The 22,172-nt window shown below is 61.0% G+C and carries 13 protein-coding genes and 1 tRNA gene; 7 read left to right on the top strand and 7 right to left on the bottom strand.

Annotated features, from left to right (window positions below; genetic code table 11):
- Positions 1-3 precede the first annotated feature (3 nt).
- From Enr8_RS20025 to Enr8_RS20000, 6 genes are all read right to left on the bottom strand, one after another.
- Positions 4-3,354 carry an outer membrane protein assembly factor BamB family protein gene (locus tag Enr8_RS20025; protein WP_146434898.1) on the bottom strand — a complete coding sequence of 1,117 codons (3,351 nt, stop codon included), beginning with the start codon at positions 3,352-3,354 and terminating at the stop codon, positions 4-6.
- Between the two features lie 60 nt (positions 3,355-3,414).
- The gene (locus Enr8_RS20020) at positions 3,415-4,089 is read right to left on the bottom strand and encodes an ExbD/TolR family protein (RefSeq protein ID WP_146434896.1); all 675 of its coding nucleotides are present in this window, start codon (positions 4,087-4,089) and stop codon (positions 3,415-3,417) included.
- Positions 4,086-4,607, bottom strand: coding sequence for an ExbD/TolR family protein (locus Enr8_RS20015; RefSeq protein ID WP_146434894.1), 522 nt, complete (start codon positions 4,605-4,607; stop codon positions 4,086-4,088). The genes Enr8_RS20020 and Enr8_RS20015 overlap by 4 nt, the downstream gene beginning before the upstream one ends.
- 2 nt (positions 4,608-4,609) lie before the next feature.
- A complete protein-coding gene (locus Enr8_RS20010) occupies positions 4,610-5,260 on the bottom strand; it encodes a MotA/TolQ/ExbB proton channel family protein (protein ID WP_146434892.1) in 651 nt (216 codons plus the stop codon).
- Positions 5,261-5,317: 57 nt separating this feature from the next.
- Positions 5,318-6,142 carry a hypothetical protein gene (locus Enr8_RS20005; RefSeq protein ID WP_146434890.1) on the bottom strand — a complete coding sequence of 275 codons (825 nt, stop codon included), beginning with the start codon at positions 6,140-6,142 and terminating at the stop codon, positions 5,318-5,320.
- A 63-nt stretch (positions 6,143-6,205) separates the two neighbouring features.
- A complete protein-coding gene (locus Enr8_RS20000; protein ID WP_222434913.1) occupies positions 6,206-7,750 on the bottom strand; it encodes a prenyltransferase/squalene oxidase repeat-containing protein in 1,545 nt (514 codons plus the stop codon).
- 346 nt (positions 7,751-8,096) lie between these two features.
- Between Enr8_RS20000 and Enr8_RS19995 the strand changes: the two genes are divergently transcribed.
- Both Enr8_RS19995 and Enr8_RS19990 read left to right on the top strand, forming a co-directional pair.
- Positions 8,097-8,169 (top strand) — tRNA-Phe (locus Enr8_RS19995).
- Positions 8,170-8,782: 613 nt separating this feature from the next.
- Complete coding sequence (locus Enr8_RS19990) at positions 8,783-9,331, top strand: HD domain-containing protein (RefSeq protein ID WP_146434886.1); 549 nt, start codon at positions 8,783-8,785, stop codon at positions 9,329-9,331.
- Positions 9,332-9,589: 258 nt separating this feature from the next.
- On the opposite strand, the gene Enr8_RS19985 is transcribed toward Enr8_RS19990, so the two are convergent.
- Positions 9,590-9,931, bottom strand: a complete 342-nt coding sequence (locus Enr8_RS19985; protein WP_146434884.1) for an HU family DNA-binding protein — start codon at positions 9,929-9,931, stop codon at positions 9,590-9,592.
- A 336-nt stretch (positions 9,932-10,267) separates the two neighbouring features.
- On the opposite strand from Enr8_RS19985, the gene Enr8_RS19980 reads away from it, so the two are divergent.
- From Enr8_RS19980 to Enr8_RS19960, 5 genes are all read left to right on the top strand, one after another.
- A complete protein-coding gene (locus Enr8_RS19980; protein WP_146434882.1) occupies positions 10,268-14,863 on the top strand; it encodes an outer membrane protein assembly factor BamB family protein in 4,596 nt (1,531 codons plus the stop codon).
- Positions 14,864-15,142: 279 nt separating this feature from the next.
- Entirely contained in the window at positions 15,143-16,195 is a 1,053-nt protein-coding gene (locus Enr8_RS19975) for an AAA family ATPase (RefSeq protein WP_146434880.1), read from the top strand.
- Positions 16,164-17,066: a DUF58 domain-containing protein gene (locus Enr8_RS19970; RefSeq protein ID WP_146434878.1), complete on the top strand. Its 903-nt coding sequence runs from the start codon at positions 16,164-16,166 to the stop codon at positions 17,064-17,066. Before Enr8_RS19975 ends, Enr8_RS19970 begins: the two co-directional genes overlap by 32 nt.
- Before the next feature lie 19 nt (positions 17,067-17,085).
- Positions 17,086-19,386 (top strand): BatA domain-containing protein, encoded by a 2,301-nt coding sequence (locus Enr8_RS19965; protein ID WP_146434876.1) that lies wholly within the window; start codon positions 17,086-17,088, stop codon positions 19,384-19,386.
- Positions 19,386-22,160, top strand: a complete 2,775-nt coding sequence (locus Enr8_RS19960; protein WP_146434874.1) for a vWA domain-containing protein — start codon at positions 19,386-19,388, stop codon at positions 22,158-22,160. Before Enr8_RS19965 ends, Enr8_RS19960 begins: the two co-directional genes overlap by 1 nt.
- The last annotated feature ends 12 nt before the right edge of the window (positions 22,161-22,172 follow it).

Genomic DNA, 22,172 nt, shown 5'->3' with positions numbered 1-22,172 from the left:
TCGCTACTGCCAGTTCAAAAGGTGCACGACGCCGCCATATCCATTGATCCACAGCTGACCTCCTGCGAGCGTCAGCCCGCCGGTCAGCGGCTCGTCGAGTTGAATCTCGCGCGCGATCTCGCCCGTGGCGGCGTTGATCTGCAAGATTCGTCCATCGTCGCAGGCGACGACAATCTGTTCGCCTTCGACCAGCGGCTCGCCCACGACCACCGAAGTGTCGGTCGGAACTCGCCACTGCTCTTGTTGATCGGCGCCGTAAGCGACCAGCGCGCCGAGCGACGTCTGGACGATGGCTCGATCTCCCGCAGAGAACGGTCCGGCGATCACGCGGCCGTCGATAGGCTGCTCTTGCGTCGATTGCAAATCGGGAAGCGAAACGAAGACCAACGTGTCGGCGGTCTCGCCAATCTGTTTGGCGACCAAGGTCGGCCCCATCACCGCCATTAGCGGTCCCAACTTGCCGTCGATCACGCATTCGGCGACCGCCGTCAGTTGCGGCGCCGCGGGATCTAGCACTTGCAGCCGGTACAACGTTCTCCGCCCGTCAAACACGATCGCCGCATCGCCATCGGCGACCGGTTGGGTCCAGTCAAGCCGTTCGCCCAGCGCTAACCGAGGTTGGAACGGCAGAGCGGCCGCAGCGCCGGCGCCAGGATCGAGGAAGAAGACTTGCCCCTCGGAACTGGGGACGACCACGCCGGTTCCCGCGACGACCGCGCCCGAAGTGACGCTTTCGCTGGGGATCTCCAGGGTGACTTGCTTCAACACGCTGCCGGTCCGGGCAGGATTAAAAGAGACCGCTCGATTCTCGGGCGACTGGGCCATAAACAAGAGCTGCGATGGGGGAACGTCGACCTGGCTATTCAGTAGCGGCGGCGCGACATAGTTGGCCGAATCGGAGGGAGCGTCGGTAACGCCGTTTTGCACCACGGCGCCGGTCAGCTCAAACAAGTCGCCGCGCGAAGTCATCACCAGCGGCGGGTTCTGCGCCGACATCGCAAACGCTGGTCCGGTCAGCGGAGCGGCCAACGTGGTCGACCACCGCGGCTTCGCGCCGTTGTCATTCAGGTCGGCGGCCGAGACGATCACGCCGCCTCCTTGCGCCGGGCGGCGAACATGCAGTAGCAGGTCCCCTTCGATCCGCAACGAGACGAAGTTGTCGCGATCGTATTCGACCACCCGCGGCACAATCGACTGTTGCGACAGTTGCAATGCGTAGCGTGAAAGTCGGTTGTCGCCGACCCACAGATAGCCGTTCTCCAGGGCAATCAGCGAGTAGAGCCGTTCGCCCCGTTCGGCCTTCGTTTGGGCGAGCAGGCGAACCGGGTTCTCTTTCGACATGCCCCCTTCAAAGACGAAGATGGCGCCCCGATCATTGGCCGCCGCTACCCGCGACTGGAACGTCAGCGCCGGCGCCAAGACCAAGCCTGGCAACCGCGTCGGCGACTGCAACTGCGTCAGTTTCTCCTCTTCTTCGCCCAGCACGTGCAGCAGCGAATAGTCGGGGCCGGCGTTCTCGAACAGGCAGAGATGCCCCAGCGCCGTCATGACCGGCGGTGAGACGATGGCGCCTGCCTCGTGACCGAGAAAAATCGCTTGATCGCAGTTCAGCGTCTTGGCGTCCAGCACATACAGCGTCGAATGCAATCCGACCACCAACAGCCGACCTTGCGACTTGCCGATCGTCGACGCGACTGAGACCTGTTGCGGCAGTTGCACGCTTTGCGTCTGTTCGCCCGAGGTTTGATTCAGCCGCAGCAGTTTCCCTTCGCGGGTCACCACCAGCAGGTCGCCTCCCTGGCCGAGCAACTGCACCACTTCTTCGGTTAGCGGAAAACGCCAGGCCAGTTCGCCGGTGAGCGAGTTGAGGCGAATCAGCTCTTGGCGAAGCGGGCTATAGGCGATGACGGCCGAGTGATCACCGGTGAGCACCGGTTCGACCGTATCCGGGAAACCGACAAAGCGGCGCCACAGCGGCGTGCCCGCGCGACGGTCGAGCCCAAACAGGGCGCCGTCGAGCATCACCGTAACGGCGTCTTTGGCCGCTTGCGACGCGACCGAGCCGTTACGAGCGGCGATCACTACCGTACGGGCCGGGCCCAGCGGATGATCTTGTCGCTCGGCCGCCACCTTTTCGTCCGACACGGCGACCTTCGCTTCCAGGGCGGCGACCACTTCCCAGACCGCGCCTTGCAAGTCGGCGTTGGCGCTGAGGCTCGGATAAACTCGGAGCAGGTCGAGCCGTCGCTTATAAACCGCTTCGAAGTCGCCGGCTTGGGCGGCGGCTTGAATGTCGGCGACCGCGGCGGCCAGCTCTTCGTCGCGTGAGATTCCTCGTTCGACCCGCTGAATGTCGGCGACGATGCCGTCGATGCGCGTTTGCTGTCCGCTCCGCAGCGACGTCGGCAGATAGTTGCTGTCGTCGACCAGCGTCATCGCCTGCTTCGCCTTGGCGACCAGGTCGCGGCGCCGGTCGATCGTCTGCTCGCCAACCGCCGTTTGCGCCAAACCATTGGCCAAATCGGGCAGCAGCGAGGCGAGCTCGGGCCGGGCGATGGCGAACTCTTCTTCGTCTTTGATCTCGCCCAGAATCTCTTCGGTCCGCACGAGCGAGGTTTCGTAGTTGTTCGTCCCTTCGATCACCAGGCGAAGATTCGCCAAGCCTCGCCGAACCCTAGCAGTCGGCGCTTGCGAGTGCGTTGGGAATGAGCCGAGGAACTTGTCGTACTTCGAGACCGCCTGAGCGTACTTGCGTCCTTCGTAATCGGCCTCGGCCAACTGGAAGACCGAATCGCCGCTGTCCCACGACAGCCAGGCGAACAGCAAACCGCCCGCCAACAGCAACATCACCAGTCCGGCGCCGCCGAAGATCAACAGCGGCGAGTCCCAGCGATTCTTCCGCTGCTCTTTCTTGACGTATTGGCCTTTCCCTTTCTCTTTGCCCGGCTTCGTCTCTTCGAGCGGAGCGAAGGAGTCGTCTTCGACCAGGGCGTCTTCGCCCAGCACGTCGTCAAACGCCGAGCCGACGTCTTCGTCGAGCGGCACTAAATCGCCGTCGCCAAGATCAACGATTTCTTCTTCGACCGGCGTCGAGCTAAGCCATTTTTCCTGGGCCCGGCGTCGTCCGTTGCTGACGCTTTGCTTGCGGCGGGACGTGCCGGTCATCGACTCGGCGATCAGGCGTTTGGCCTGGTACTTGGTCAGATGTCCGCGCTGCAGCAAGCCGTTGACGATTTGCTCGGGCGTCGGTTCCTCTTCCATCTGCGTCAGTTGACGGCGCAAGGCCGCAATCTGGTTTTCGGCCAGATACTCGTACGTATCAAGCAGATCGAGAAACTCGGCGACGTTCATCATAGCGGACAGCGTTTCGTTCAGCGGATTGGCGGATGGCTTCTAGGGGACGATCCGAAAAGACTATTCTTCCTCGGTCGTCAACAACTTCACTTGGTTCATGCCGACGGTATTGCCGGCGTCCAGCGCTGCGACCACCTTGTCATGCATCGCGTTGACATGGGCGTTGACCAGCAACGTGCCCGGCGGCGCGGCGGGGTTGGAGTCGCGGGCCTCTTGAATCTGGATCAGCAACTCTTGGCGACTAGGCGCCTCGCGTTCGTCGCCCCACGCGGCGCAGGTGACGAAAAACGTGTTGTACGAGTCGATCCGCACCACGACGTAATCGGGATCGTCCAGCAGCTCTTCCATTGTGCGGGAAGAGGAACTGGCCGAGTCGTCGCGGGGGGCCGGGGTTTCGAGCGTTTTCTGCAGGGCAAACGAAGCGGTCACCATGAAGAAAATCAGCAGCAAGAACGTGACGTCGACCATCGGCGTCAGGTCCAACTCGTCTTCTTCCAGCGGGCCCTTGTTGCCGAACGTAACGGGAGTTTCGTCGGCGATCGTATCGTCGATGCGGCGGCCGCCGGTTGCGTCGTCGTCTTCGCCAATCGGCGCTGTGCGAGCCTTGGCGGGGGCCGGCACTTCGAGCCGGGTCGCACAGTTGGCGCATTTGATCTCGGCGCCGATCATATCCATGCTCGCCGACAGCACATCTCCGCAAGCGGAGCAGCGGAATCGAAAGAGTTGTTCGCTCATGCTCCTTCCTTGACTCCGATATAGGCCTTCGAGACTTCGGCGCCTTCGATGTTGGCCGCGGCCCGCATCACGCGGACGACGTCGCCGGCGCGCACCGTTTTCTCCGCTTTCACCAGTACCGAGCGGGCAGGGCGGGTCGCCATTTCTCGTTCGACGTAGTCCATGATCTCCGCCTCTTGGGCGTCGAGGCCGTCGGACGTACGGGTGTCGTCCAGCGGACCATCCCCCAGGTAGACGACCGCAGCGCCATCGGCGCCGCCGGCGGTCACCGTCAGGACAACCGTATTGGAGGCCGAGATGCTGACTCCCTGCTTGGCGTTGGGCAGATTTTTGACCGAGTCGGAATCGAGCCGCGACGCCACCAGAAAGAAGATCAGCAGCAGGAAGGTGATGTCGATCATCGGCGTGATGTCGAGATCGGCCTCATCCTTCTTGGCTTGCGGACGACGAAACGTGATCGCTTCCGGTTCGACCTGCAGCGCCCCATCTTTCGTCTTGTGCTGACTTCCGTCGGACATGATTACGCTTCCCGGCTTAGACGTTCACGCAGGGCGCCCAGAAATCGCGTAACGCCGACGCCGACCAGGTCTTCCATCTTGCGGATGCGGACGTTGATGCTGGCCGTGCAAAAGACGAGCGGAATCGCGATCGCCAAACCGCTGGCCGTCGTGATCAGCGCCAAGCTGATGTCTTCGGCCATTTGCGTGGCGATATCGGTGCCGCCGCTTTCGCCAGCGGCCAGCTTGCCAAACGCCCCCATCATGCCGACCACCGTACCGAGAAGCCCAACCATCGGGGCGCCTTTGATGACCGTATAAACCCAGCTCAGGCGATACTCCAGGTCGGACAACACGTCGCGCTGAAACCGATCGAGCATCATCTGCTTGATCTGGGCGTAGCTGTTGTCTCGCATGTGCAAGGCCAGCAGAGCCAACTGCGGCACTGCCCGCGGGTCGTCTTCGCACAGCTCTTCCGCCGCGTCGTAGTTGCCGCGGGCGAGCGGCTCTTCGACCGCGTCGAGAAATTCATCCTGTTCCGCTTCGTTGCGAAAACGCTTTTCGGCGACGCGCATCCAAACCACGATGACGCAGAAAGCGCCCCACAGCGCGATCAGACCGAGCACGCCGTAGATGATGTAACCGAAAATTTCCGTGAGACCGCTGATATCCATCGAGTTGCTGAAACCTTGTTGAAGGGATAGCGAGCGACGCCGGCGGCGTCGGCTCCGTTAGCGAACGCTGCGATATTCCTGACGGAGAACGTAAAACTCAAACTCGTTTCCCTTCTTGCGAACGCCGAAGTAGGTGCGACGAATTTGACCAATCGTATGATCCTTGGCGTATGTTTTTTCGAGATACGCCAGGAGGTTTTCTGTTTCGGGATCGTAGAACTGCATCACGACCGGACCTGGGGTTACGCCCGCCTTGGACAAGAGTTCGCTGTCGGCTTCTTTGAACGAACCGTCGCGCCACGTCATGTACAGTCGCTCTTCTTTGGCGGTCGAGCCTTCATGGCGCTCGGGCGCGCCTGACAGGTTTTTGGCGTAGGCGACCTTGTCGCCGCCGGCCAAGGTGCCAAGTTCGATCTTGAAGAAGTCGAGCTGCCGGGCGTAGGTCTTCAGGTCGGACGACTCAAACTGAATTTCCCACCGCTCGTAGCGGGGGATCGTATCTTCGCCATCGCCGGGCGGTCCGACCGGCCGACTGTCGCCCAAGCCGCCGCCGCCGCTGGAGACGCTCATCGCCCCTTCCAGATTGGCCAGCGCCGTCGATTGCGAAGAGATCGCTTCGCTGATCGTGTCGGGCGACATGTTCAATTCCGGCTCGATCTCTTCGTTCAGTTCGTCCAGGCCGGGGGCTTCGAGATCGCGGGCGACGCCGGCGGCATGGTCGCCGCGGCCCGAGACTTCTTCCAGGATGACCGGCACCGCCGTTTGCGTCGGATAGGTGCGCGTCGTCAGGAAGATCAAAAACAAAATCAACACCGCTAGGCCGACCAGCACCAGCAGCGCCACCAAAATGCTGGCGACGCGGTCGTACGACGAGACCTTCATCGGCCGCGTCAAGCGAGACGGTCGGGATCCAGCGGAAGAAGTTGACGTCGCAGACGAGGCCATCTAGTCCAAAAACTCAGCATCGGGACGAACGGAGCGATACCACTGTTTCCATTGGTTCGCGTAAAGAGACCGCTGCGTGACGTCGGCGCCGCGCGGCATCCCGAAGCCGTTGAACTTGCGGGTGATAAAGCGGAGGGCGTCGCGGGCTTCGATCGCCACGCGGCCGTCCGGGTCGGTCAATGCATAAATCAAAACCGGAATGCTGTCGAAGTCTTTCGACTGCCGAATGGCGCGGATCGCCAACAGGCGAGCGCCGTACGAACCGTCGCGGATCTTCCTTCGCAACTGGATGATCTGTTCCGAGCGTCCCCGTTCGTCTTCGCTGAGCTCGAACGGAACGTCCTGGTTGAGGTAGCGTTCTAGTTCCGCGTCGTCCGCTTCCATCATCGACAGAAACTTTTCCGACTCCAGCAGTTCAGCCTTGTTGACGACCTGGCCGTTTTTCACGGTGACGTCCTCCGCCACTTTCGGCAGTCCCCGTCCGCCGACCAAACGTCCTTCGTCAAAGACGCGGCTCCGCTTTTTGATCGACTGCGCGGTACTGCGGCGGAGGAAGAGGATGGCGAAAGCCGTGGCGACCGACGCTTCTTCGTTGCTTCCGCCCCATTGACCGGCGGCGCCTTGCGTCGACTTCAATCGCTCGAAGCCTGCCTGGTACCAATTCGGGTTCTTGTCTTTGCGTCCGACGTCCAGTTCGCGAAAACTCTCATACCGCTCTAGGGCGTAAAGATAGTAATAGTCCCACTGGCCGGCGGTAATCGAGAAATGGGCCGCCAGATAGTTGCGGCCGGCGTTTTTCGAGGCGGTCACACGTCCGGCGTCGACCGCTTTGGTTAACGCCTTTTTCCGCTCGATCGCCTCCGGCGTCTGCACTTCGCGCAGAAAGCCCGGCAGGTTGCTCTCGTTCTCTTCTGCGGCACGGCGGCGATCGTTGATGTTCAGCAGGTCGGTCCCCATGTAGAGACTCCCCAGCGCCGCGCAAACCATGGTCAAGCGAATGTTCGATTGCGGTAAACGCTGAAAATTGCCGGGGCCTGGGTCATTCCCCTGGTAACCCCAAGCTCCCGACGGGTCTTGGCAGCGAAGCACCCAATTGCAGAGCTTTTCGACAACCGGCAGGGGAACGTTAAACCCGCTTCGCTGGGCGAGCCACAGCCCGAGCGCGCCATACTGCGTCATCGAGTTGTCGCCGGTATCTCTTCCTTTGTAACCCCAGCCGCCGCCCGCTTTTTGCGTCTCGACGAAGTACTGGACCATGTTCTGGATCGGCGCTTCGTTCCCTTCGGGATCGAGTTCGCAGAGCAAGATCAGGCAGAGCCCCACGTCGTACGCGTTGTCATGCACGTGCGAGGGAACCCCGGCGCCCATTTTTCTGGCGGCGCTAATGCCGCTTTGCACCCGCGGATGATCGACCGGTTTGCCTGCCTTGAGCAAGGCCAAGGCAATCAGCGACGCCCCGCCGGCACGCGTATGCGGGGACGCACCTTCCAGGTAAGTCACCCCTTTATTTACCAGGGCGACTACCTCAGGACTATCGGGTCCCAAGGCGCACGCCACCGTGGGGAACAGCGTCCATAGACAGACGCTCCACGCCAGGTGGCTCCATAAATATCGACGGCAAGTAGTGCGCATGGCCTAGCGGAAAACCAATAGGATACGCGAACCCTGATACGAATCGACGGGTCGATACGTACGGCGTCAGGCGTTTCGCGATGTGTAGCAAATGTTCCGTGGGAAGAGGTTCTGGTCAAACTAGAAGTTTCGCCGCAAACTGTCAAGCAAACTGCGGCGATCTCGATGACGTAAGTCACGACTGGTTCTTTATCTCGGACAACGGCGCCCCCAATTGACAACCGGCGGCGGCTGACCTAGATTTGGTCTTTCTCCCACTGGTCAGATAGCTCAGTTGGTAGAGCATTGGACTGAAAATCCAAGTGTCGCCGGTTCGATTCCGGCTCTGACCACTTTCAAAAAACGCCGCAAGTCTTGCTTAGTTAAGACCTTCGGCGTTTCTTTTTTCGCTGATTGCAGCGCCCTGACGCGAATCTGCCGTTTGCCCCTAATAGGAATTCGCCGGAAAAGGGCAATTTCAGCCTCTCCTATCCAATGGGTGGAGAGCAACCAAGCGCGGCGTCATCGAATCTTCCCAGTTCGCACAGCGGAGATTGTCGAAAATATCTTTCGCTTTTTCGCGGGGCCAATATGCTAGGCGACGTCTACTAGTTTTCTAGAGCGTTTTTCTGATAGCTGTAACGTTTCTGGCGTTGGCAGTCCGTTGATTTTCTCGATGGACTGCGTGATCGCAGGGATGCGATCCCAAAATAGCGACGTAAGTCGTTATTTTGGGAGCCGCGAAGAGCTATGCTCTGAGCCTGGCGAGGTTGAAAAATGCCACGAGGGCATTTTTCAACAGGCAGTTAGTGAGGCAAGCTGGTCAAGGCGACCGAAGCAGGCGAATCCTCAAGATTCGTCGATGCAGGTCAACGCCGACCAGCGCGGCCGCAACCAGCCACAACGCTAAAGATTGAAGAAAACCGCTCTAGCAAGCCCGCCTATCCCTCACGGTAACCGAACGACATGCAAGTCCTTGAATTCATCGCCCGCAAATTTTCCGAGCTAGGAGACCAGACTTATGGCGAGCAGGTCACCCAGCGGCAGCACGCGCTGCAGTCGGCGTACTTTGCCGAACAGGCGGGCGCCGGCGACGCAATGATCGCGGCCTGCTTTCTGCATGACTTCGGCCATCTCATCACCGGCAAAGAGGAGTCGATCGCCGAGCAAGGGATCGACGCGCAGCACGAAGAGCTGGGCGCCCGCTTTCTGGCGCGGCACTTTCCGCCCGAGATTGTCGAGCCCGGTCGGTTACATGTCGCGGCCAAGCGCTACCTGTGCGCCACCGACGCGGCGTATTACGAAGATCTATCGCCGGCGTCGCTGCAGAGCCTGCAGCTGCAAGGAGGCGCCATGTCGACCGCCGAGATCGCCGACTTCGAAAGCGGCCCTTTTTTCCAAGCGGCGATCGAGCTGCGACGCTTTGACGATCTCGGCAAAGAACCCGATCTAGAGACCCCGCCGGTCGAATACTACCTGGCCAAATTACCGCCGTTTCTGCGGGAAAAAGCTTAGGTTGCCGGCTTCTTCGTCTGGTCCTTGGCGCCAACAATGCGTTGCCCACGCAGAAGGTGGGATTGCGCAAGCGAGCGATGACGATTTACGTGGGAGACGTTTTGGCGCTTGCTCCACCCACCCTACGAATCTTCTCTACCACCAAGAACGGCGTAAGGCCGCATGATGGAAGGGCGCGGGTGGTGCGCCCTTCGGATCTTGCAGCCTTACGCTCGTGACGTGCGTCTTTAACGCGGCAAGCGAAAATTCGCCTGGCGACTAGACCATGTCTTTCAGGTTCTTCAACGGGCGAACCTTGACTTTGACCGACGCCGGCTTGGCCGGAACGTCCATCAATTCGCCCGGCTTGAACGGGTTCGGAACGCCCTTCTTGGCAGGACGAGCCGGAACCTTCTTCTTTTCGATCTTGATCAGGCCCGGAATCGAGATGGCGCCGGCGCCCGAGCGACCCAGCGACTTCTTGACTTCGTTCGAGAGCGAGTCGAGGACCAGCGCCACGTCCTTCTTGGCGATGCCCGTTTCTTCGGCGATGTTGTTCAACAGTTCGGTCTTCGTCAGCGGCTTCTTGACGGTAGCGGCCGCAGCGGCTTTTTTCGCCATTTTTTCCCTCCTTGCGAGGCTGTGCAGTGTGGAATGGATTGTCCGTCCGTTGAGCGGAACGCGTTGATTAAAAGATTTCAGTCGAGTTTTTCAAGCCTGACATCGCGGCTAAAGGCCTAAAAAGGCCGAAAAACCGGGAAATACCGCCTTTTCGGAACTTTTCGACCCGTTTTTTTAGGCTTCCTAACGCCTACACTTGCGCCAAACGATCGCTTCGGTGCTGAACCAATCGCTTGCCGAAACGACTAACCTGTGACGATTCAATTGGTCATTTTCGTCCGGTTGTCGTAAATTGAGGAAGTAAGTTCCTATTCAAAACCGCTGGAGCCTCCGCGCGTGAAACATCGCATCCTCCCCTCTCTCCCTGCCAGTGGATCGCCGCTTCGTCGCTCCCCCCTGACGGCCTTTTTGTTGATCGCCGCCTGCGCGGCCGCCGCTTCCGCCCAGGTAGACGCCAACGAAGACGCCGTCTTTCTGGCGCCCCCGCGTGAGATCCGGCTGCAGACCGAGCGAGCCCGCGAAGCGATCGCCGACAAGCGGTGGACCGCCGCCGCCGAGGAGCTTGGCCTGCTGCTCAACGATCCGGAGCTGGAAGACTTCTTCCTGCCGGGCCAAGTGGCCGGGCCGGTCGACCTTAGCGTCAAGAAAGAGGCCCGCGAGCTGCTCAACTCGTTGCCAAAAGAGGGGCAAGAGGCGTTCGAGCTGCTTTATGGCGCCGACGCCAAGGCGATGCTGAAGCAGGCCATCACCTCGCGCGACCTCAGCATGCTGGCCGAAATCTCGCGGCGCTACGCCCATACCGACGGCGGCTATCAGGCGACCATCTTGCTGGCTCGCTCGCAGCTAGACCAAGGTTTGCCGATGTCGGCGGTCCTGGCCTTGCAGCCGCTGCTGAACAGCCGCTTGGCGATGGAGAAGTACGAACCGGAAGTCTCGCTGCTGATGGCGATCGGCTATTACGCCGCCGGCGAAGAAGACCTGGCGATCGAAACGTTGGAGAATCTCCGCTCCGTTCAGAAGAACTTGAACTTCAAAGTTCCCCCGTCCCTGGCCCCGCTGTTTGAAGAATCGGCCCAACCGGGCGAGTGGCTTGCGCAGCAGTTCCAAGACCTGTCGTCCCCCAGCTCCAAGATTCCGCAATCGTGGGTCGTCTTTGGGGGCGACGCATCACGGAATGCGCCGACCAAGGGAAGCGCGCCGCTGCGCAACCTCAACTGGCATGTCCGGATGGCCCGCAGCAGCAATGACGAAGAACAGACCGAGGACGCCGCCCAAGGCTTTACCGAAAATGGCGTCGCGGCGCTTCCCGCCGCTCAGCCGCTCGTCGTGCGAGACCAAGTGCTGGTCCGCACTCCGTGGCACTTACTGGGGGTCGATCTGACGACCGGCAAGGTGAAATGGAACTATCCCTGGGACGCCTCCGACGTTAGCCGCATCGACTCGCGGTTTAGCGCCATGTCGAACGATCCCGGCTCCAGCTATCTCGATCAAATCAAACGCCGCACTTGGCTCGACGGCTGTTATGGGCAGATTTCGTCCGATGGCGAGCGGGTCTACATCATCGAGGAATCGACCCCGACTGAGCCCGAACAACGTCGTCCCGGCATCGCCCTGTTTAACGTGGCCCGCGCGCCGACTCCCAATCGCCTCCGCTGCTTCGGCTTGCGGGGAGAAGGGGAGACGCTGTGGATCGCCGGCAGCGAAATGAGCGACGAGCCGGCCTTGGCCGAAGCGCAGTTCCTGGGCGTTCCGCTCCCCGTGGAAGATTCGCTCTACACGATCGCCGAGGTCAACGGCGAAATCCGCCTGCTCGTCTTCCATTCGGCCGACGGCAAGCTGCTGTGGTCGCAACAGTTGGCGCAGCTGGACGGCCTGTGGATGTCGGTCGATCAGCCGGCCCATCGCCAGTTTGGCGCCTCACCGTCGTTCTCGGACGGCGTGTTGATCTGCCCGACCAATATCGGCGTCGTGGCGGCGATCGACGTTCGCCAACGTTCGCTGCTGTGGGGTTACCAATACCAAACGGTCGAACGCCAGCCGCGGCAAGGTTTTATCCGGCGCCGCCGGGCCGAAACGCGTCCTGGTTATGGTGATCGCTGGTCGGATGGCCGCGTCGTGATCTCCGGCAACCGCGTCTTTCTGACGCCGCCCGAAACGGACGAAATCTACTGTCTCGATCGAATGACCGGCCAGCTGCTGTGGGAACGTCCACGAGAAGATGGCGTCTACCTGGCGACCGTTGCCGACGACATCGCGTTGATCATTGGCGCCAACACCATCTACGGCTTGAAGGTCGATACCGGCGACGCCGCGTGGGAAAACCAGGCCATCCCCGATGGCGGTCTGCCGAGCGGTCGCGGCTTCTTAAGCGGCGACTACTACTACCTGCCGACCACCCAAGACGAGATCGTGCGGATCAACATTCGCAACGGAAAACTCGACAAGTCGATCCCGACCGAAGGGACGCTCGGCAACCTGGTTTGCCATGGCCGCTACGTGATCTCCCAAGGAGTCAACTTCGTCGCTTCGTTCAAGCAAATTGACGCCCTCCGCGACGAAGTCCGCGTTCGTTTGGCGAAAAACCCAAACGACGCCGAGGCGCTTCGCAACCAGGGCGAACTGCTGGTCCACGACGGCAAAGTCCAAGAAGCGCTGGCGACCCTGCATCGCTCGCTGGAGCTGGTCGACTCGCCCGAAACGCAACAGGCGTACGTCTCCACGGCGCTTGAAGCGCTACGGGAAGACTTCGCCGCCAACCGCAAAACGGCCGACATCCTGCAATCGATCGTCGAAAGCAACGATGATCGGCTCGAGCTGGTCCGCGTGACCGCGATCGGCTTGCATCAGGCCGGCGAACACCAGGCGGCCTTCGACGACTACATCCGTTACGTCGATCTACTCGACGAAATCCTCGACCAGGGGAAGACCGAACGCCCGCTGCAAAACATCGGCCCAAACCTGCGGGTGCAGCGAGATCGCTGGATCGGCGGGCAACTGGCTCAGCTGCGCGATGCGGCTGACGAAACGGTGATCGCCGCCATGAACGAAGCGATCGCCGAGCGTTGGCAGACGACGCAAGAGTCGTCCGATACCGACGCCTACGCCAATAAGCTGTTACATTTCGCTCGTCGCTTTGGCGCTTTCCCACTGGCCCGTCAGGCCGAGTTGGAACTGGCCAGCGTCGCCAAGCGGGAAGGAAACGAACTGACCGCCGAAACGATCTGGCAACAACTCGCCTTCTGCGAAGATGCGCAGGTCGCCGCCCAAGCGACCGCCGAATTGGCGGGACTGCTGGAAGCTCGCGGGCACACCGCCGACGCGTCGATCGTCTATCGCCGCCTGGCCGAGCGTTTCCGTAACGAGAAATTGGCCGATGGCCAGACCGCTCGCCAGTTGGCGATGAAGCAGGCGATCAACGTCGCCAATCCGTATTGGAACTACGGCGCGGTGAATCTCGACCGCCGCCGCGAAGATCTGGCTGCGGCCGTGCGTCTTCTGCATCCGATTCGGGTCGACGAACGATTTGGCTTCGACATTCCTCGCGAAGCGCTCAAGCTCGACAACGAAGAACGCCATGTCGTGGCGATCGACGAGTATGGCAACCAGCGGCTGCACTTGCCGTTTACCATGCTGAACGAAACGCAGATCTACAACTCGCAGACCGCCCAAATCCATGCCGATCGCCTGGGGCATTTGGTGGTCGTGTCGTTCGGCAACGAGGTCCACGCGTTCGACACGCTGGAGCGCGGGGGAGACGATGAGCTGCGAGAGCGGGCGCTGTGGCAAGAGAATCTTTCCCCAGAAGGAAGCAACAGCCGCACCCGGCCGAAGGTGAACGTCGTCGAGGTCAATGACAATCCGTTTGGCGACTATGCCTACGACGGTCATGACTCACTGAACGAACGACCGATCGGCTACATGAGCCCGCTGCGGTATGACTCGCTCTGCTTGCAGCGCGGCAACAAGCTGATCTGCATCGATCCGCTGACTGGTGCGTCGAACTGGGAACGGGACAACGTTCCGCCTGGCTGCTACTTGCTGTCGAGCGATTCGGTCTTGGCGGCAATTCCGCCTCGCAAGGACGACACCCAAACCGAGACCGAGGCGCTGCTATTCGACTTGCGGAGCGGCGCGCAGCTTGGTCAAGTCAAGTCGCCGGTCCGCGAGCAGATCTGGGCGACCAACGGCACGAATTATCTGACCTGGGAAAAAGGGACCGAGCAAACGGCGATCATGGTCGACCTGCTGACCGGCGAAGAGCTGTGGCGGTATGCCGCGGAACTTGGCTCACGCGGCAAGATCATGGGTTCGCAGGTGGCGATCATGGAGCCCAATGGCAAGTTCCACTTGTTTGACCTGGCGGACGGCAAGACCGTGATCGATGCCCAACTGCAAGCCGAGCCCGAGCTGGACCAGCGCGATTCGCAACTCAAGATTGTCGAAGGCGCCGACGACTTCCAAGTGATCGTCACCACCAGCCGCAAAGAGAGCCGCTTTACCTCCAAGAGCATCCCGTACAACTCCAAAGAGCCGGTCGGTCCGGTTTCGCGGGTCTACAGTTTCTCGCGCAGCGACGGCCAGCTGCAGTGGCAAACGCCGGAACCGATTCGCGACTTCCACCTGATCGAAGCCGAGCAATCGCCGCGGCTGCCGGTGTTGGCGTTCGCCTCGCGGCAGAACCGGATCGACAAAAAGGTGCACGAAGCGATCGTACTGCTGGTCGACCGCCGCGACGGCCGGGTACTGCTGCGTGACGGACAATCGGAGCACACCGCCACCTTCCAGTTGTTTGGGGATCCCGAGACCCAGACGCTCCGCGTGCTGCTGACCAAGTCGGCCTTCGCGCTCAACTTTACGGCGGCGCCTGCTCCGCCGGCGCCCAGCGGCTCGGCCCTTCCCCGCACGACCTACCCCCCGAAGGAAGAGAAGTGACCGACCGCAGCGACCAAAGCTGGCGGTCCTCTTCCAGAAAGCCTTTTCGCACAAACACTTAGCGCAATTCCTACAATCGTCACAATCCCGCCGACAGGGCTGCGGGACCGCCAATTGTTAATTTGCGAGCTACCTTTTGAGGTCGAAATTCGACTTCGATGAACTAATTGTGAACATTGCGACACGAAGTCTACGAAACGCCGTTTTAATGGCTGGCAGGTTCGCCCTACGAACCGCCGCCCGCCAACCTATTCTGCCGCTCGATTGAAGGAACCGCTCATGTCCGACTCTCCCCTTCAGGCAGACGCCGCTGCGGTCGAGAGAATTGCCGCCGCTCGTCGTCAGATTCATGAGCAGCTTTCGCAAATCATCGTCGGGCAGACCGACGTGATCGAAGAATTGCTGATCTCGCTGATCAGCCGAGGTCACTGCCTGTTGGAAGGGGTGCCGGGGCTGGCCAAGACGTTGATGATCAGCTCGCTGGCCAAGACGCTGAATCTCAGCTTCAGCCGCATCCAATTTACGCCTGACTTGATGCCGGCCGACATCACCGGCACCGAGATCATCGAAGAGAACCGTTCGACCGGCCATCGCGAATTCCGCTTCCTGGAAGGCCCGCTCTTCTCGAACATTATTCTCGCCGACGAAATCAACCGTACGCCTCCCAAGACGCAAGCGGCGCTACTCGAAGCGATGCAGGAGCGTCAGGTCACCGTCGGCCGCGTTCGCCACGAACTGTCCGACCCGTTCTTCGTGTTGGCGACGCAAAACCCGATCGAACAGGAAGGTACTTACCCGCTGCCGGAAGCGCAGCAAGACCGCTTCATGTTCAAGGTCTTTGTGAAGTACCCGAACTTTGACGATGAGTTTGAAATCGCCCGCCGCACCACCGGCGGCGCCAAAGGCGAAATCGCCCCGGTGCTGACCGGCGAAGAGCTGATCGAACTGCAAAAAATCGTCCGCGAAGTTCCGATTACCGACCATGTGATCCGGTTCGCCTTGTCGCTGGTCCGTCAGACCCGCATCGGCGGCGCCGGCACGCCTGACTTTGTGCAAGACCTGGTCAGCTGGGGCGCTGGTCCCCGCGCCGTTCAGTTTTTGATTCTCGGCGGCAAGGCTCGCGCGTTGCTGCATGGTCGCACCCACGTCTCGACCGAAGATATTCAGGCCCTGGCCAAACCGGTGTTGCGTCATCGCATCTCGGTGAACTTCGCCGCCGAAAGCGACGGAATCAGCCCGGACGACATTATCGATCGAATTCTGGAGTCGACCCCCACCAAGGAAGATGAGCTAACGAGCGATGCCCGATTCCAAAAGATTTTTGCATCCTGAGGCGATCAAGACGATCGCTCGGCTGGAGTTACGGGCACGGCATATCGTCGAAGGTTTTCTTTCGGGAATGCATCGCAGCCCTTACTTTGGTCAATCGATCGAGTTCTTGCAGCATCGCGAATACGCGACTGGGGACGATCTACGTCATATCGACTGGAAAGTCTGGGCCAAGCAGGACCGCTTCTACATCAAGCAGTTTGAAGAAGAGACCAACTTGCGTTGTACGCTGTTGGTCGACGCTTCCAAAAGCATGCAGTATGGCGCCGGTCCGCTCAACAAGTACGAGTACGCCTGCACGGCGGCGGCCAGCCTGGCGTATCTGGTGCTCAAGCAGCAAGACGCCATCGGCTGTGCGATCTATGACGAGAAGATCCGGGCTCGCGTTCCGATGATGAGCAAGCGCAACCACTTGCTCTCAGTCATCAAAGCCTTTGACGAAAACCAACCCCGCGAGAAGACCAGCTTCTTGCGGATCTGCCGCGAAGCGGCCGAAGCGTATCCGCGCCGCGGCATGATGGTGGTCGTCTCCGATTTGTTTGGCGACGTCGAAGAAACGATCAAAGGGCTGAAGCTGCTGCGGCAGCGGGGCCACGACGTCCTGGTATTGCACCTCCTGGATGACGACGAACTCGATTTTCCCTTCGCCGGCCCGACCCGTTTTGAAGGCATGGAGACCGACGACCAGTTGGACTGTAATCCGCGAGCGCTGCGCGAAGGCTATTTGAAATCGCTACAAGCGTTCCTCGACGACGTGCGTCGCGGCTGCGCCAAGAACACGGTCGACTACGAGCTGGTCCGCACCAGCGATTCGCTCGGCGCCGTGCTATCGACCTTTTTAAGCAGCCGCTTGGGCATGCATCACCGCAACTAACCCCCAATTTGTTTCCGCTATGCAGTTTGTCCATCCAGCGTTGACCTGGGGCTTTTTGCTCCTGCTCGTCCCCGTGTTGATCCATCTGATCAACATGATGCGACGTCGGCGCGTCCAATGGGCTGCGATGCAGTTTCTGCTGGAAAGCCAAAAGCGGAATCAACGCTCGGTCTGGTTCAAGCAACTGCTGCTGCTCTTGGCTCGGATGGCCGCGGTCGCCTTATTGGTGGCGTTGCTGGCCGGTCTGACCACGTCCGATCAATGGTCCAATCTGTTTGGCGGCGGGGGAACGCACCATTACGTGATCCTGGACGACAGCCTCTCGATGTCGGACCGCACCGGCGGCGTCGAGGTAATGGATCGCGGCCGCGAAGTAATCAAACAAATCGCCGCAGCCGCCGCCGAAAAGCGGACCCCGCAGCGGCTGACCTTGCTGCGAACCTCCAGAGCCGCCGCCGGCGATGGCGGAGTCGCCCGCGTCGATATCAGCGGCGACGACGTCGACTCGACCTTCCGCGATTCGCTCGAAGAGGCGCTCCGCAGCGTCGACTCCAGCGAACTGGCGATCGGCCCCGGCGAAGCGATCGCCGCCGTCAATCGCTTTATCACCGACAACGTCGAAAGCGAAAACTCCCTCGTTTACCTGGTCGGCGATTTCCGCCGCCGCGACTGGTCCAATTCGCAAGATGTAAAGCAGCGGCTGCAAGAGCTTTCCAATCGCGCGGCCGAAATCCACGTCGTCAACTGCTCGCGCCGTAACCCAATTAACCTCGGCATTTCCCGCTTGGCGCCCGAGTCGGCGACTTTGGCCGCCGGGGTGCCGACCTTCCTGGAAGTGACGGTTCGCAACTACAGCGAATCGCCCGCGACCGGCGTGCAGGTCAAACTGTCGACCTACCACGACGACGAAGTCGATCGCAAGTTCACTAGCGCCGGCGAAGCGTTTGGCGCCCCGCATGGCGAGCCGACCGTCTACTTTGAAGAGATCCCGCCGGGCGAAGAAGTGACCCGCCGGGCGCAAGTTTACTTCCCGACCGCCGGTCAACATGTCGCCGTCGCCGAACTGCCGGAAGACGCCGTCGCCGCCGACAATCGCCGCTTCCAGATCTTGAACGCTCCGCCCGCCATTCCGGTCTTGCTGGTCGATGGCGACGTCCAGCAGCGCAACGCTTACTTCATGAACGCCGTCTTCCAACCGGGCGAAGCGGTCAACACCGGCATCCAGCCGATGGTCGTCGGTCCGCAGTACCTGCGTGACGCGTCGCTCGAAACGCTGAAGGGCTTCGACGCGATCTACCTGATGGACGTCCCCCGCTTTGACGGCGACGCGGTCAAGAAGCTCAAAGAGTATGCCTCCGCCGGTCATGGCGTGGCGGTCTTCGCCGGACCTGGTTCGACGACCGACGCGCTGAACGCACTGCACGAAGAAGGTCTGTTGCCGGCCAAGGTGATCGGCACGAAGGAACTGGCCCCGCCGCTCGACGGCGAGGAAACGGTCGACTTCGTCCCGTCAGATCACGCGATCTTTTCGGTCTTCCGCGGCGAAAAGAACCGCTTTCGCAACGACCTGAAATTCTATCGGTACTACGATCTTGACGCGACGTGGAAGCCAGAAGAGCAGGGCGCCATCCTCGGCAAACTGCGCGACGGACGTCCGCTGATCGTCGAGCAAACCGTGGGGGACGGCAGCGTCGTCACCTTCCTGACCAGCTTGACGCCTGACTGGAACAACTGGTCAATCACGCCTGGTTTTATCGTCACGGCGCTCGAACTGCAGGCCTATCTCGCCGCCGGCGCCCGCAAATCGTCGGAACGCCTGGTTGGTGGCCCATTGCGGCTGGAAGTCGACGCCGCCAGCTTCCGCCCCGACGCGCAAGTTTTCGCCCCCGGCGCGGACCGGATGCCGACCGTCAAACGAGACCTGGTCATGCTCGGCAAGGCCAATGGCGGCGCGGCGTATGAACTTGATTATGTCGGCGTCAATCCCGTCACCGGCGATTCGCTGACCGGACTCTCGGGCGTCTATGACGCCTGGCTGACGCAAAGCGACGGGCATCCCAACTTGCGGCGGTTCGCCCTGAACGTCGATCCGCTGGAAGGGGACCTGACGACGACTGATCGCAACGAGCTGCAAGCGGCGCTCGCGCCGGTCGCGTTTACCTATCACACCGTCGAGTCGGTCGACTACAGCTGGAGCGCCAGCGAAGGTTTCGCCTGGCAAGATTATCTGCTGTACGCCCTGTTAGGATTGCTGGTCGTGGAACAGCTGCTGGCCTATTTGACGAGTTACCATCCTCCCGCCATGGGAGGCGCCCGCTAATGTTGTTGCTCGCCCAAAACGACGCCGCCACCCGCACGACTTACGAGTTCTCGCGATTGGCCGAGATGACGCAATGGAGTCACTGGGCGCTGCTGGTCGCGATCGTCGTGTTGTTTATCAGCTTCGTCGGTTGGCTCTATCGCCGCGACACGGCCGAACTGTCGCGGCCGATTCGCTGGACATTGACCGGGCTTCGCCTGGCCGCTTTGGTAGGCCTGCTGCTGTTCTTTTTCAATCTCGAAAAGAAGACCGAAAGCGAACTGCACGAGAACTCACGCGTCGTCGTGCTGGTCGACACCAGCCAAAGCATGGCGTTGGCCAACAGCATCGAAAGCGGTTCGTCGCCGCGATACGAACAAATCGTCAGCAAGTTCGCCGAAGGAGAACTGCTCGAACAACTTCGCCAACAGCATGACGTACTGGTCTACCAGTTCGATCAAACCGCTCAACCGACCGAACTGGCCGTCTTCCGCCGTCCGCAGACCGAAACGATCTCCGACACCGAAGACTCGGCCGAAACGCAGGCCCGCTTCCGCTCGGCTCGGATGCTGCTACTCATCAGCTTTGGCGTGGTGGCGATCAGTTTGCTCGCCTACCTGATCGCGTTAGCGACCCGCAACATGGCGCCCAGTTGGCGCGAGACCGCCGCCGCGTGGGCGATGGTCGGCGCGTTTGCGTTGGTCGTCGGCGCTTCGCTCGCCGCGACCGCTAATCTGCGAGCCCCGGAACTGAGCCTACGTCAATTGGCGATGGGAGATCTATCAATCGACGCCAAACAAGCGGCCGAACCAGAAACCAGCGAAGACGAACAACAAGCGGCGCCCACCTACGCCGACATCGATTGGCTCGAGAAACTGCGTCCCCGCGGGATCGAAACTCGCATCGGCGACGCCATCGCCCAGATCGTGCAGCAAGAGCGCGGTCGCCCGATTGCCGGCATCTTGCTGCTGTCGGACGGGGTGAGCAACGGCGGTCTCGAAATTCGCGAAGCGATCCAGATCGCCGCCGATTCCGAAACGCCCGTCTTCCCGATTGGGCTTGGTCCGTCCGAGCGGCCGATCAACCTGCGGGTGGTCGACCTGGAGGCCCCGTCGCGTGTCTTCCCCAACGACGCCTTCCAGATCACCGGCTACATTCAGGCCTTCGCCTCCAAAACCGATTTCATCAACGTCCAGCTCGCCTCCGGTACGACCGACTCGGACGGCACGTTCCGCGAAGAGGCGCTCGAAGGCGAAGCCCGACGCGTGCAACTGGGCGCCGATGGCGCGGTGGTCGCCACGACGTTTGACGTCACGCCGGAGTCGCTGGGGGAACGAACCTATCAGCTGCGGATCCTCTCGCCGGCCGGTTCGGACCAAGACACCAGCGACGACCAGAAAGACGTCAAGGTGCAAGTCATTCAGCGGAAGAACCGCATCCTGCTGATGGCCGGCGGTCCGTCCCGCGACTTCCGCTTTTTGCGGAACCAGCTGTACCGCGACAAAGATGTCGAACTGCACGTATACCTGCAGAGCGGCAAGCCGGGCATCTCGCAAGAGTCGGATGAGTTGCTGTTTGAATTTCCCAACGACGCCGCCGACCTGTTTGAAAACTACGACTGCATCGTGGCGTTCGATCCCGATTGGTCGCAGCTGACCTTGCCGCAAGCCGAACTGCTCGAGCGGTGGGTCGCCGAAAAGGCAGGCGGTTTGATCGTCACCACCGGTCCAGTCTTCACCGCCGAGTGGGCCAGCCAACGTCGCGGCGATCCGGTGGTCGACGTCGTCAAGCAACTCTACCCGGTCTCGTTCCACAGCCGCGGCACTTCGGCCGGCTTGGATCGCTTCGGTTCGGAGAAAGCCTGGCCGCTGGTCTTTACGCCGGAAGGTCAGTCGCGATCGTTCCTGTGGCTCGGCAACGACGGTTCGACCAGCGCCTCGCGGTGGGAAGAGTTTCCTGGCGTCTACGGCTACTATGCGGTTCGCGACAAGAAAGAAGGCGCCTCGATCCTGGCTCGCTACAACGATCCCGACGCTTCCCTCGGCGATGATCCGCCGATTTACATGGCGTCGCAGTTCTACGGCGCCGGCCGCGTCTTCTTCATGGCCAGCTCTGAGATGTGGCGTATCCGGGCGCTGCACGAAGGCTACTTTGAGCAGTTCTATACCAAGCTGATCCGCTACGTCTCGCAGGGGCGGTTGCTGCGCGATTCGAGCCGCGGCGTTTTGCTGACCAACAAAGATCGCCTGCTGATTGGCGAAACGGTTGAAGTCCGGGCTCACCTGACCGACGCCAAGCATGAGCCGCTGACCGATCCGATCGTCAAAGCGATGGTGAGCCGGCCTGACGGTCGTCGCGACGAGCTGACGCTGACTCAGGCCGAGCAGGGAGGAAAAGGGCAATATCATGGCCAGTTCACCCCGCTGATCGAAGGGGACTTCCATATCGAACTGCAATTGGCGGGCGGCGGCGACGACTCGCTGCTGACGCGGGACATCCGCGTTCGCCTGCCCGACAAAGAGATTGAACGCCCGGAACGTGACGATGTTGCGATGCGACAAATCGCGGAAGGGACCGGCGGCGTCTACTACGTAGGGATGGACGCCGCGCTTGGCAAATCGCCGCTGCCGGCGGTCTATTTGCCGGCGACGCTCCCCCCGCAAGACATGTACACGGCGCTGCCTGACCTGGTCGACCGCAATTTTGACCGGTTACTGCGCACCTGGCTGCTAGGCTTGATCTGCGGCGTGTTGGCCCTGGAATGGCTGACGCGGCGGCTGTTGAAACTCGCGTAAACCTTTACAAGC

It is taken from the genome of Blastopirellula retiformator (assembly GCF_007859755.1).
Classification (GTDB): Bacteria; Planctomycetota; Planctomycetia; order Pirellulales; family Pirellulaceae; genus Blastopirellula; species Blastopirellula retiformator.
This window is presented reverse-complemented; position numbering and strand designations above follow the sequence as displayed.